The organism is Clostridium sp. AM34-9AC (assembly GCF_003480225.1).
GTDB lineage: Bacteria > Bacillota > Clostridia > Lachnospirales > Lachnospiraceae > Acetatifactor > Acetatifactor acetigignens.
Genome location: NZ_QUIU01000004.1, coordinates 159,372 through 173,133, shown reverse-complemented (window position 1 = coordinate 173,133; position 13,762 = coordinate 159,372). Strand labels below are relative to the sequence as shown.

At 47.6% G+C, this 13,762-nt stretch carries 9 protein-coding genes and 1 tRNA gene; 8 read left to right on the top strand and 2 right to left on the bottom strand.

Features of this window, described 5'->3' with window-relative positions:
• Positions 1-120 precede the first annotated feature (120 nt).
• The 7 genes from hisS (at position 121) to DW835_RS17905 (ending at position 10,168) form a co-directional block, all read left to right on the top strand.
• The gene (gene hisS, locus DW835_RS04020; protein ID WP_118730724.1) at positions 121-1,383 is read left to right on the top strand and encodes a histidine--tRNA ligase; all 1,263 of its coding nucleotides are present in this window, start codon (positions 121-123) and stop codon (positions 1,381-1,383) included.
• 27 nt (positions 1,384-1,410) lie between these two features.
• Entirely contained in the window at positions 1,411-3,174 is a 1,764-nt protein-coding gene (aspS, locus tag DW835_RS04015; RefSeq protein ID WP_118537340.1) for an aspartate--tRNA ligase, read from the top strand.
• 75 nt (positions 3,175-3,249) lie between these two features.
• Positions 3,250-3,951: a 4'-phosphopantetheinyl transferase superfamily protein gene (locus DW835_RS04010; RefSeq protein WP_182430231.1), complete on the top strand. Its 702-nt coding sequence runs from the start codon at positions 3,250-3,252 to the stop codon at positions 3,949-3,951.
• 88 nt (positions 3,952-4,039) lie between these two features.
• A complete protein-coding gene (locus tag DW835_RS04005) occupies positions 4,040-5,788 on the top strand; it encodes an ABC transporter ATP-binding protein (RefSeq protein ID WP_118730722.1) in 1,749 nt (582 codons plus the stop codon).
• On the top strand, positions 5,788-7,533 hold the full coding sequence (locus DW835_RS04000) for an ABC transporter ATP-binding protein (protein WP_118730721.1): 1,746 nt from the start codon (positions 5,788-5,790) through the stop codon (positions 7,531-7,533). The genes DW835_RS04005 and DW835_RS04000 overlap by 1 nt, the downstream gene beginning before the upstream one ends.
• A gap of 872 nt (positions 7,534-8,405) precedes the next feature.
• Positions 8,406-9,722 (top strand): glycoside hydrolase family 3 N-terminal domain-containing protein, encoded by a 1,317-nt coding sequence (locus DW835_RS03995; protein ID WP_181968701.1) that lies wholly within the window; start codon positions 8,406-8,408, stop codon positions 9,720-9,722.
• Between the two features lie 200 nt (positions 9,723-9,922).
• Positions 9,923-10,168: a PBECR2 nuclease fold domain-containing protein gene (locus tag DW835_RS17905; protein WP_117466229.1), complete on the top strand. Its 246-nt coding sequence runs from the start codon at positions 9,923-9,925 to the stop codon at positions 10,166-10,168.
• 528 nt (positions 10,169-10,696) lie between these two features.
• On the opposite strand, the gene DW835_RS03985 is transcribed toward DW835_RS17905, so the two are convergent.
• A tRNA-Gly gene (locus DW835_RS03985) sits at positions 10,697-10,768 on the bottom strand.
• 89 nt (positions 10,769-10,857) lie between these two features.
• A complete protein-coding gene (locus DW835_RS03980; protein ID WP_182430229.1) occupies positions 10,858-11,925 on the bottom strand; it encodes an acyltransferase in 1,068 nt (355 codons plus the stop codon).
• Between the two features lie 214 nt (positions 11,926-12,139).
• On the opposite strand from DW835_RS03980, the gene DW835_RS03975 reads away from it, so the two are divergent.
• The gene (locus tag DW835_RS03975) at positions 12,140-13,759 is read left to right on the top strand and encodes a diguanylate cyclase (protein WP_117466227.1); all 1,620 of its coding nucleotides are present in this window, start codon (positions 12,140-12,142) and stop codon (positions 13,757-13,759) included.
• The last annotated feature ends 3 nt before the right edge of the window (positions 13,760-13,762 follow it).

Genomic DNA, 13,762 nt, shown 5'->3' with positions numbered 1-13,762 from the left:
CGGGGCACGGGAGGGTTGACAGTTATCGGGAAAAAAAGTATCATATATAAGATATTGAGCTAAAATTGCGGGAAAGGCAATTTGCAGATATAAAATATACGAGCGGAAGGGTAGAAAACCATGGCACTTAGCAAGAAGCCTACAACGGGCATGAAAGATATCCTGCCGGAGGAGATGCAGATCCGTGATTACGTGATCAGCGTCATCAAGGACACCTACGGCAAATTCGGTTTTACTTCCATTGAGACTCCCTGTGTGGAAAATATTGCAAACTTAAGCAGTAAGCAGGGCGGTGACAATGAGAAGCTGATCTTCAAAATCTTAAAGCGCGGCGAGAAACTGAATGTAGCAGCTGCGACCACCGAGGAAGAGGTAGTCGACAGTGGGCTGCGTTATGACCTGACGGTACCGCTGGTACGTTATTATTCCAATAATGCGGCATCCCTGCCTTCTCCTTTTAAGGCATTGCAGATGGGCAATGTATGGAGAGCGGACAGACCTCAGAGAGGAAGATATCGTCAGTTCATGCAGTGTGATATCGATATTCTCGGTGAGCCGTCTAACTTAGCGGAGATCGAACTGATCCTGGCGACCACCACCACACTGGGCAGGCTTGGATTTAAAAATTTCCAGATCCGTATCAATGAACGCCGTATTCTGAAGGCAATGGCTGCTTACAGCGGATTCCCCGAAGAGTCCTATGACAGTGTATTCATCACTTTGGACAAAATGGACAAGATCGGTCTGGAAGGCGTGGAAGCTGAGCTTTTGGAGAACGGTTTTGATAAGACATGTGTAGACAAGTATCTGGAACTGTTCAAGGGTCTGGAGAGTGCAGAGGATGGTGTGGCTTATCTGGCGGATACCCTGGAAGGATTCTTAGAGCCCGAGATCGCCCAGAGCCTCAGAGAGATCATGGACAGCGTCAGAGCGACGAAGGCTTCCGATTTCGAGATCGTGTTCGATGCTACGCTGGTAAGAGGTATGTCTTATTATACCGGAACCATTTTCGAGATCGCTATGCCGGAATTCGGTGGCAGCTGCGGTGGCGGCGGACGTTACGACAAGATGGTCGGCAAGTTTACCGGCAATGATGTGCCCGCCTGCGGATTCTCCATCGGCTTCGAGCGTATCATCATGCTGCTCATGGAGAGGGGGTTCCAGGTGCCTACGAGACCGAAGCAGGTAGCATATCTGATCGAGAAGGGTGTCAGTGGCGAAAGACTGTGTGAGGTGATCGCACAGGCCCAGGAAGCCCGTAAGGACGGTACTCAGGTACTGGTAGCCCGCATGAACAAGAATAAGAAATTCCAGAAAGAACAGCTGAACAAGGAAGGCTACGAAGAATTCGTGGAATTCTATAAAGAAGAATTAAAGAGATAAAAAGCAACAGACGAAGGAGCAAAAGCAATGATTCAGTCCAGAACCCATAATTGTAATGAACTTCGGATCGGCAACGTTGGCGAGAGAGTCACACTGGTCGGCTGGTTCGAGAACATGAGAAAAGTCAGCAAGAATCTCGGATTTGTCATTTTGCGTGATTTCTACGGAACCACTCAGCTGGTAGTAGAGACCGAAGAGATGATGAACGTGATGGATGGCATCAACAAGGAGTCCACCATCTCCGTGGAAGGTGTGGTAAGAGAGCGTTCCAGCAAGAATGCCAATCTGCCTACCGGAGAGATCGAAGTAGTGCCTGACAAGATCGAGATTTTAGGTAAGTGTATCTACAATGCACTTCCTTTTGAGATCAATCAGTCCAAGGATGCAGACGAGAATGCCCGTCTGAAATACCGTTATCTGGATCTGAGAAATCCGAACATGAAGAAGAATATCGTGATGAGAAGTCAGATCGTGGCAGAGCTGCGTCAGAGAATGTATGCTCTGAACTTCATGGAGATCACCACCCCTATTCTGACCTGTTCTTCCCCGGAAGGTGCGAGAGATTATCTGGTTCCTGCCAGAAATCATCCCGGCAAGTTCTACGCTTTGCCCCAGGCACCCCAGCAGTTCAAGCAGATCCTGATGGCTTCCGGTTTTGACCGTTATTTCCAGATCGCTCCCTGCTTCCGTGATGAGGATGCGAGAGCAGACCGTTCTCCCGGAGAATTCTATCAGCTGGATATGGAGATGGCATTCGCTTCCCAGGAAGATGTATTTTCCATCGTAGAGCAGGTGCTGCCTCCCGTATTTGAAAAGTATGGCATTTATAAAGAAGCTTCCAAGGCGCCTTTCGTACGCATCCCTTATCTGGAGGCTATGGATAAGTACGGCTCCGATAAGCCGGATCTGCGTATCGATCTGGTGCTGACCGATGCCACCGAGGTAATGCAGGGCTGTGGCTTTGCTGCTTTCGAAGGTCAGACGGTAAAGGCTATCGTGGTGGATGGCTTCACCGCTACCCGTAAGCAGATCGATGCTATCTGCGCAGAGGTAGAAGTACAGACCGCACGCAAGGGATTCTGGTTCCGTGTAGACGAGAACGGAGAGTTCGTAGGCGGTATCTCCAAGTTCTTGCAGGATCGCAAGGAAGAAGTCATCAAGGCTCTCGGCCTTAAGAACGGTGACTTTGTAGGGCTTGCCGCAGGCAAGAAGCTGGAAGCGCAGAAGACAGCAGGTGTATACAGAAAGCTGCTGGGTGCAGCCAGCGAGAAACATATGAAGAAGGATTGCTACGAGTTCTGCTGGATTGTGGATTTCCCGATGTATGAGATCGGTGAAGAGTCCGGCGAACTGGAATTCTGTCATAATCCGTTCTCCATGCCCCAGGGCGGTATGGATGCGCTGAACAATCAGGATCCTCTGGAGATTCTGGCATACCAGTACGATCTGGTCTGCAACGGCGTAGAGCTGTCCTCCGGCGCAGTGAGAAACCATGATCCTGAGATTATGATCAAGGCATTCGAACTGGTAGGCTTAGGCGAAGCCGATGTGAAGGCAAAGTTCCCTGCCATGTACAATGCATTCTGTTACGGAGCACCCCCTCATGCAGGAATCGCTCCCGGCGTAGACCGTATGATCATGTTGATCTGTGGTGAGGAAAGCATCCGTGAGATCATTCCTTTCCCCATGAACAAGAATGCCATGGACATTATGATGGGAGCACCGGGTACGGTAGAGCAGAAGCAGTTGGATGAACTGCATCTGGCCATCACCGCCAAGCCGGAAGAATAATAATGAGGCTGTCGCACGATTTCTGTGTGACAGCCTTTATGTTGGGTATATATGGCAATTTGTCAGGAGAAGAATATGGCTGTAGGAATTTATGTATTGCATTTGCACCCAGGTGAGGAAGAAATCAGGCGGACATTCCTGCGGAAAGCTGCAGAATATGTGGATCCGGTGCGGTGTAAGAAGGTACAACGGCTGAAAAGCACCGGAGCAAAGGCAGCCAGTCTCGGCGCGGGAATGCTGTTGCAGAAGATGGCTCTGGATCTGATAGACGGTACGGAGAATACCGGAATCCTGTTTCTGGAAGAGGATGAGCTGCTTGCGGTGTTACAGGAGCGGATGCACCGGGACAAGGCGGGGGCGTTATCCTTTTCCTACGAATATGGAGAACTGGGGAAGCCACAGATCGTGAATATCCCGAAAAAATTCAATCTGTCTCATTCCGGAGACTATGTGGTCTGCGCGGTAGGAGACGGAGAAGTGGGAGCGGACATTCAGAAATGGGTTCCCTATAAGGAACGGACGGCAGAGCGTTTTTTTGCGCCAACGGAATGGAAACTGCTGCAGGAACTGCCTGCGTCACAGCGCACGGAACTGTTTTACCGATTGTGGAGCAGAAAAGAAGCCTACGGCAAATACACCGGCCAGGGGATCGGCAGTGCAGTGGGAGAAGATTTCTCCGACGAACAGAACTGGCAGGAAAAGCAGATATGTTTCCGGGAACGGGTTCTGGAGGATAGCTATTCGCTGGCGGTCTGTTACGGAACAGCAGAAGCGTAAAAGATAGGGAACGAGAAAGCTGTACAGGGATAGGAAGCATGAAAAGCGGATGCGCCTTACATGGAAAGCGCGAAGAAATGAGGACTTTATGAAAAGATTAATGATGTATCTGAAAGATTATAAGAAAGAGTCCATACTGGCACCACTGTTCAAACTGCTGGAAGCATTTTTCGAACTGATGGTTCCTCTGGTAATGGCAAATATCATTGACTATGGTATTTCCAACCGGAACATGGGGTATATCGGGAAAATGGGACTGCTCCTGCTGCTCCTTGGTGTAGTGGGACTGGCGTCGTCCATTACGGCGCAGTTTTTCGCAGCCAAGGCGGCAGTGGGATTTTCTACCAAGCTGCGTCAGGCATTGTTTGATCATATTGAGGATCTGAGCTTTACGGATATTGATAAGGCGGGAACTTCCACCATGATCACCCGTATGACCAGTGATGTGAACCAGGTGCAGTCCGGTATCAACATGACACTGCGTCTGTTCTTACGTTCCCCGATCATTGTCTTTGGTGCCATGATCATGGCATTCACCATTGATGTGAAATGTGCCCTGATCTTTGTAGTGGCGATTCCTTTGTTGTCCATTGTGGTATTCGGTATTATTTTATCCACAATCCCTATGTACAAAAAGGTGCAGTCCAGGCTGGATCAGGTATTGGGCATCACCAGAGAGAATCTGACCGGTGTCCGTGTCATCCGTGCATTCCATCAGGAAGCGAAGGAAGAAGAGCGATTCCGGGAGAACAATGAGGCATTGTCCGCCATGCAGATCTTCGTAGGTAAGATCAGTGCCTGCATGAATCCTGTGACCTATGTCATCGTAAACGGTGCTATCATTGCCCTAATCTATACCGGTGCGGTACAGGTCAATATCGGTAACTTAAGCCAGGGTGAGGTGGTAGCGATCATCAACTATATGAACCAGATACTGGTAGAGCTGGTAAAGCTGGCAAACCTGATCGTGACCATGACCAAGGCGTTGGCCTGTGCAGAACGTGTAGCTTCCGTTTTCGATATTGGCGCAGATGCTGTATATGTGGGAGTACAGGATCAGAAACTGGCGGATAAGGTAGATAAGAGCGCACCTTTCTTAGACTTCAAACATGTATCCCTGACTTATCAGGGAGCCGGAGCACCTACTTTGCAGGATATGAACTTCACCGTAAACCGTGGCGATACCGTAGGTATCATCGGAGGTACCGGTTCCGGTAAGACCTCCCTGGTGAACCTGATCCCCGGTTTCTACCCGGCGACAGAAGGTGAGATCCTGTTGGAAGGCAGAGATATCCGGACCATGAGTGATGAGGAACTGCGCGGACGTATCGGCGTCGTACCGCAGAAGGCAGTCCTGTTCAAGGGAACGATCCGCAGCAACCTCCAGTGGGGCAAGCCAGACGCTACCGAAGGGGAGATGTGGAAAGCACTGGAACTGGCACAGGCATCGGAAGTGGTAGACGGTAAGCCCGGAAAGTTAGATGCAACTGTGGCACAGAACGGTAAGAACTTCTCCGGTGGACAGAGACAGCGTCTGACGATCGCAAGAGCCTTGGTCAGAAATCCCGAGATTCTGATCCTGGATGACAGTGCCTCCGCACTGGACTACGCAACGGATGCAAAACTCCGTGCAGCAATCCGGACTTTGGAAGATAAGACCACAACCTTTATCGTATCCCAGCGCGCCTCCACGATCCGCCATGCGGACAAGATCATCGTTCTAGATGATGGAGAGATCGCAGGTATGGGAACCCATGATGAGTTGTTAAAGGACTGCACCGTATATCAGGAGATTTATTATTCCCAGTACCCTGAACAGAGAGGAGGTGTTCGGTAATGCAGAAGAAAAATAACAAAGAGACGATGAAGCGGGTATTGAAATATATCCGGAAATATACACCGGCACTGGTACTCTCCCTACTGTTAGCAGGCCTGACCGTGTTACTGACCTTATATATCCCTATCCTCACCGGTAATGCGGTGGATCTGATCATCGGCAAGGGACAGGTAGATATGCCGGGTATTTTTTCTATTATGAAAAAAATTGCCATCGCAATGATCATCACAGCAGTCGGCCAGTGGGTCATGAACACCTGCAACAACTATATTACCTATCATGTGATCCGGGATATCCGTACGGATGCTTTTGCAAAGCTGGAGATCCTGCCCTTAAAATATCTGGATGCCCATGCTTACGGTGATATCGTGAGCCGTGTTATTGCGGACGTGGATACTTTCGCAGACGGTCTGCTGATGGGATTTACCCAGCTGTTCACCGGTGTACTGACGATCCTGTGTACGCTGGGCTTCATGTTGGTGACCAATGTGCCCATCACATTGGTAGTAGTATGTATCACTCCGGTATCCTTCCTGGTGGCAAAATTCATTGCAACCAAGACCTACTCCATGTTCAAGGAGCAGTCCGAGACCAGAGGCGAGCAGACTTCCCTGATTGAGGAAATGATCGACAACCAGAAGATTGTAAATACCTTTTCCAGAGGAGAAGCGGTGAAGAGCAAGTTTGGAGAGATCAACGGCAGATTGCAGAAATGCTCTCTGAAAGCTATCTTTTTCTCCTCCATTACGAACCCGGCGACCCGTTTCGTTAACAGTCTGGTATATGCCGGTGTCGGTGTGTTCGGTGCGCTCGTAGCGATCAAGGGCGGTATCAGCGTAGGCCGTCTGTCCTGCTTTTTAAGCTATGCGAACCAGTACACCAAGCCCTTCAACGAGATCTCCGGCGTGGTAACAGAATTGCAGAATGCTTTAGTCTGTGCCGGACGTATCTTCGAACTGATCGACGAGGAGCCTCAGGTGCCCGATGCTGCGGATGCAAGAGTATTAGAAGAGGCTCAGGGCAACGTAGATCTGAAGGATGTATATTTCCAGTATGTACCGGAGAAGAAGCTGATCCAGAACTTTAACCTGCAGGTAAAACCCGGGCAGAGAGTTGCCATCGTAGGCCCTACCGGATGCGGTAAGACCACCGTGATCAATTTGTTGATGCGTTTTTACGATGTGAACTCCGGCTCCATTAAGGTGGATGGTACCGACATCCGGGATATCACCAGAGGAAGTCTCCGTACCAATTACGGTATGGTGCTGCAGGAGACCTGGTTACGTTCCGGCACTATCCGTGACAACATCTGCATGGGTAAACCGGACGCTACCGAGGAAGAGATCATCGTAGCAGCCAAGGCATCCCATGCCCATAGCTTTATCAAGCGACTGCCCCAAGGGTATGACACCGTGATCACCGAAGACGGCGGCAGCCTGTCCCAGGGACAGAAACAGCTTCTGTGTATCACCAGAGTCATGCTGTGCCTGCCTCCCATGCTGATCCTCGATGAGGCAACCTCCTCCATCGATACCCGTACCGAGATCAAAATCCAGAACGCATTCGCCAAAATGATGGAAGGCCGCACCAGCTTCATCGTAGCCCACAGACTTTCCACCATCCAGAGCGCTGATGTCATCCTGGTAATGAAAGACGGAAACATCATCGAACAGGGCAACCATGAGACCCTGCTGGCAAAGGGCGGTTTCTACGCGAATCTGTACAACAGCCAGTTTGCCGTGTAACGAGACATGCAAAGGCAAGGAAAGAACCGGTTTGGTAGCTTGCTAACCAAACCGGTTCTTTTTTTGCCTTTATACGGCGACAGCCGTCATCCGCCGAAAGCCCGCCAGGGCTTTTGGCGGATGCAGGCATGGCTCGTTACACGTACCCCCGGCAGCGGCGCGCCCTTCGCCCTTTCCTTTTTCTTTTTAAAAAAAGACAGATAATATATAGAAAAATGTCGAAAATTGTAAAAATACACCAACACAGTAAAAATATTGAAAATAAACTAAAATATTTAAAGAAATGTGTTGACAAATATACATCCCTGTAGTATATTAAACTTAACAAAAGAGAAACGGAACAACCCAACAAAGAAGGTTGGGAGAGAAGTACAAAAGAATCTATAGAAAGAGAGGTACAGTCCACCTAACAAGTAAAGTCCTACCACAGTCTTCCATGATGTACAACTGAATAGAACTACCAAAGAGAACCAATTTACATAGAGAACATCAAGTACACAGAAGAAAAAGTAATGAACAACAGAAGATAAGAATTATCTCACATTACAGTACATACGTACAAAAGAAAAGTGGAAAGAGAACAAAAGACAAAATGGAAGATCAAATTTAAGAAAGAGAGGGCAAACCATTGGAGCCTGTAGTCTGAGAGGGCGTACTGATTGAAGGAATGATCGGTACGCTCTCTTAATGTTATATAACTATTCAGAGCCAGGTAAAAAATCAGGATGGTCGTCAAATGTTTGCATTTGTAAGTCCATATTGGATTTTTTATTTTGCGAATGAGGTTCTGAATAGTTGTACAATTTTCCAGTGGAAAAACCTACCGATATCATGTACAATAGAAGAATAGTACAGATAGAGGAGTTATGAAAATGGACACAAACGAACAGAATCAGCAGGACAAAAGAGAACTCAGACATAAGAGAAGACAGAGAAATCAGATCATTGCATATACGGTTGTAGGTATTATGATCCTGTTGCTGGCGGTGGGAATTGCTTTTGCTGTAAGTAAGATTACCAGCATGAGTCGTAATCAGGAAGAACAGCAGAACAAGGTGGATGAGATCCTTTCGGATGAGGAGACAATCCAGGCGCCGACGGAAAGCCAGGAGACAGTGGTGGAACTCACGGATGAGCAGAAGCTGGATACCATTATCAATGAGGCAATCATCCAGAACATGCCTCTGGAAGATAAGGTAGCCGGATTATTCATTACGACGCCGGAATCGATCACCGGTGTGTCTGCGGCAGTACAGGCGGGAGACGGTACCAAGGATGCGTTATCCCAATACCCGGTAGGTGGAATCGTATACGCTGCGAAAAACATCCAGTCTGCAGATCAGCTGAAGCAGATGATCGATAATACCAAATTATATACCAGCTATCCCCTGTTTATTGCCATTGACGGAGAGGGAAGCGATACAGATGCGGTAGCTGCGGCAGGCCTTGGCACTAAAGTGGACACACCCCAGAGCATCGGGGCTACCGGAGATACCAACAATGCGTACCTAGCGGGAACCACGGTGGGAACTTATCTGGCAGAGCTGGGCTTTAATCTTGATTTCGCACCTTCTGCAGATCTCAGTGTAGTGGATGGAAATGCGGCAGGCAGCAGTTCTTACGGATCGGAAGCGGACAATGTGGCATCCTTTGTAGGATATATGCAGGCAGGATTACAGGAGCAGAAGGTGACCGCATGTATCGGACAGTTCCCTGGTATCGGCAGCAGTACCCAGAGCACGAAGGACGGCATGGCATCTACAGACAGAAGTGCGGAAGATTTCAGAGCCAATGAATTTGTGGTTTTCCAGACTTGTATCGACAATGGCATGACCAAAATGATCCGCATCAGCAATATGGCGTCATCTTCCCTGACCGGAGACAATACCCCCTGCACGTTCTCCAGCGCGGTGGTAACGGATATTTTAAGAAATGAACTGAATTTCCGCGGTGTGATCGTGTCCGGAGCCATGAATGAGGCTGCAATCTCCAATTACTATGGAGCAGATGAAGCTGCGGTACTGGCACTTCGCGCAGGCTGTGATATGATCTATGCACCGGAGAATTTTGAGACGGCATACAACGGAGTATTGGAGGCTGTACAGAACGGCACCATTTCCGAGGAACGCATCAATGATTCCCTGCGGAGAATCTACCGTATCAAATATGCGGATAAACTGGAACAGTAAAGAAGATAGAAGACGATTGCATGTGAGTGCAGTCGTCTTTTTTCTTGTAAAAAATTGCCGTTCATGTTATCTTAGCAATAAGAGCAATATTTCTCTTACAAATTCTCATATCGTTGACTAGCGATCTATAGTCGTTTTCCCAGAGACGTGAATGGAAGAAAGAAACATGAAGTTAAAATGAAGGTGGTGAAAAGAGTGAAGTGTATAGCATAGGAAAAATAAATCAAAAAATATATAAATGTATAACAGAGGATATTATTACCGAAGAGGTTATTATCACAGAAAATCAGATTCAACATATTAAGGACAGACATCCAGAGGCATATAATAAAGTATTGAAAAATATACAGGAGACAATAAGTACCCCGGATTATATTATTAGGGATAAGCATGCATATACGGGACTGATTATTAAAAGAATACAAACGGAAGAAGGTTTTTTATAGATTGTATTAAGATTATGTACTTCGGGGGATGAACATGGATATAAAAATTCTGTGATTTCATGCTGGAAAATTAGTGAGAGAAGATTGCAGAATTACTTGCGAAATAAAGAAATTCTTTACAGTAGGGAATAAACAGGGTATAATCTATATACAATAAGAGAGGAACTATCCGAGGTGGTAAATTTCGTTGCAACCACGCACCCTATGGGTCAAAAGAGATGCAGGAGAGGCGACGCCTGCCGGATGGTTTCTTGCTTATGTTATTGAGTCACCATTTTGTGGTGGCTTTTTTAGTTTTAACCACATTCGTTGTAGAACCAGCTGTCTACAATTTCATGCAGACACAAAAAGAGCGGAAACCCTGTAAAATCAAGGCTTCCGCTGCAAATAAAAGAAGCGCGAGACGGCGCACGAGGTCCGGGGGACCTCGGACTGCGCGGACCGGAGCGGAGCGTAGACATCGAACTTTCGAGCCCTGGCAGGGCTCGAAAAAAAGAACGATACCGATTTGGTATCGTTCTTTTTTCAAGCGCGAGACGGGGATCGAACCCGCGACCCCCTCCTTGGCAAGGAGGTGCTCCACCGCTGAGCCACTCGCGCATATCTTACGGACAAGTTATAATATACTATAGGGCTCCGGAAATGTCAATAAAAAAAGTGTGCATCTTTTTTGTAAATTGCATATACAATTAACGCAGCAGTATTCTACGCAGCCATCCGGTGAATTTCCGCTCTATCAGGATCCAGCACAGATAAGCCAGAACAATGCTTATTACAACGCTTACGATCAGTCCGACAACAGACAATACGGATAGGGTGGAAAAGTCAAATACCACACGGTCCAGAAACATAACCGGATAGTAGTGTACCAGATACAGGGAATAGCTGATATTTCCCAACTGCACAAAAAAGCGGGGCATGGAAAGCTGCAGGCCTGCGAGAAAAGCAAGGATTAACAATAGCAGAGCCGGGAGCCCCCACTGGGGAAGCCTGAGGAACCCAATCACATTGATCCGGGGCGTAAAGTAAGCAAGCAGACAAAAGATTACCGGGATACATACCGCGGATATGAGGCTTACTGTCCGCGAAACCGGATGAAGGGTATGCCTGCGATACAAATACCGCAGCAGATAGTAAGCCAGAATTCCGAAGAGAAATTCCAGCATGACAGGATCTCCGTAAAAAATGAGGAAAGGAGAAAGTACATTACCTATCGGAGACTGCCAGGATGAGATCGCCGGAGCAAATATCTGTACCATTCCCACCAGAATCGCCAGAAATGCGCTGCAGATCAGACCGCGGTATTTCATGCTGATGTGAAAGGCAATGAAAAACAGCAGATAGAACAGCATTTCACAGTTAATGGTCCAGCCGATCCGTACCAAAGGCTGGATCGCTCCGCTGCCGATATCAAAAGGAATAAACAGCAGACTTTTGACAAGATAGGAAAAATCGTGTCTGGTCTGTTGGAACATGGAAGGAAACAACAACAGCGACAGATAGGTGCCCAGTGTCATCAGGTAGTAAAGCGGAAGAATCCGGACCAGGCGTTTGCGGAAGAAATATTTGGTACTTTTTTCCGTGGTAAACATGATCATGAATCCGCTGATACAAAAAAAGATGTCCACACCGAAAGCTCCAAAGTTCAGAAAACGGACATGCTGAAATACCACAAAAAGAGCAGCCAGACCGCGTAAAGCCTGGATGCTGTCAAAATGCAGTTCATGAAACTCTTTATTAACTGTTATATTTTCCATAGAAATAACCATGCCTTTTTGTACTAGTTTACGAAATATAACTCCATTTTAACATTTTTGCGGGAGATTGGGAAACATTTTATTCAGGAAAAAAACTTGCGTACTGCGATATAAAATAATACAATAATAAGTGAATATAGATTATGCCCAACGGGCTGGGCATAGGAACCGGCGAACCGCAATTTGCGGAACTGGCAGAGAATAACAGGACGGTATGGATATAGATATGAGCGCAACGAGACAGCAGATGTTAGAGACAGCAGAACACCTGAATCAGCAGATGACAGACGGAATTCCTTTTACCTGGGAGACTCTGGAACAGGCACTTACCTCTGTGACAGAACAGGATGATAAGGGAATCCACGGATGGATCTGCTATTTTGCTGCCTTTTATCAACTGACAACAGGGAATCAGGAGGGCTGCCTGCATTATCTGGATGAGAGCGTCAGGTGTCTTCTGGGAACGGATCAGGAGCATCATGTAGCCAGAGTGTACAATATGATCGGTATTGTGGCACATATGCAGAACAACCTGTCGCTGGCCATGGAACAGTACGATAAAGCATTGGATTATACGGAAAAATACGATGATAAGATGGTGCACAGCATTGTACTGAGCAATATGTCGGATGCGTATTATCTCATAGGAGCTTATGAAAGAGCTGTGCAGTGCCATGCGGAATGTATCCGCGAATTTGAACAGGCGGATGACAACAGTACATACAGCAGGATCAATTTCCGGAAAATGCTGGCAGAGTACGGATGCTGCCTGCTGCATCTGCATATGGATGACGAGGCGGAAAAGGTACTGTGTAAACTGGAAGAGACCGGGCAGAGCAAGGAGGTCATACGTGAGACAAGGCTGGGTGTCAATGTATTTCTGGCTTATCTGGCGGAGCGAAACGGAGACCGGAAGAAGGCAGAAGAGCATGTACGTACAGCGGTAATGGCATTAGAGGATATGACACAGGTCTCTTCCGAATACGACAGTATTCAGAATCTGCTGCAATATGTGGAAAAGATAGGCAAGACGGAACAGATAGAGGAAGTATTGAACTGTCTGGAACCCAAAGCTGCCATTGAACAGAATAAGAGTCTGCTATTGCAGCTATTGTCTTTGCGGATGCGTTATTGCAGTTCCAGAATGACTCCGGAAGAATTCAAACAGAGCGCAGACACCTTCTTCCACTTGAAAGACAGCTGGGAGCTGACAGAAAACAGTCAGGTCATGTATATGATGGAGCTTAGAAAGCGATTACAGGCGGCAGAAGAGGAGCAGAAGGAACAGGAACGTAAGAGAAACCGGCTGTTGTATCAGGCAGACCATGACGAGCTGACAGGACTCTATAATAAGAGAAGCCTGAATCGTTATCTGGAGGATGTGTTTGAAGACTGTCTTCTGAATGAGAAGGAACTGGGCATTCTGTTCCTGGATATTGACCATTTCAAACAGTTGAATGATCGCTATGGACATGGAAGGGGAGATGAAGGAATCTGCGCGGTAGCGGATACTCTGAAAAAATGTTTTCCGGAGGACTATGTGGCGCGTTACGGCGGAGATGAATTCCTGGTGGTCATGACGGGACGTGACAGGGAGTATGCAGAGGAACATGCAAGACAGCTATGTATGGGCATCCGGGAATGTGAGATTCCCAATGAAGACTCTTCTGTGGAACCCTGGCTTACGATTTCCGTGGGTGGTGTCTGCGCTATTCCGAAGGAACCAAACCGAGTGTGGGATTTCCTGTCGGCTGCGGACAAAACACTTTATGACCAGAAAAATGAGCAAAAAGGAAAAGTACGCTTCTATGTGGGAGAAGGACAATACCTATAGCTC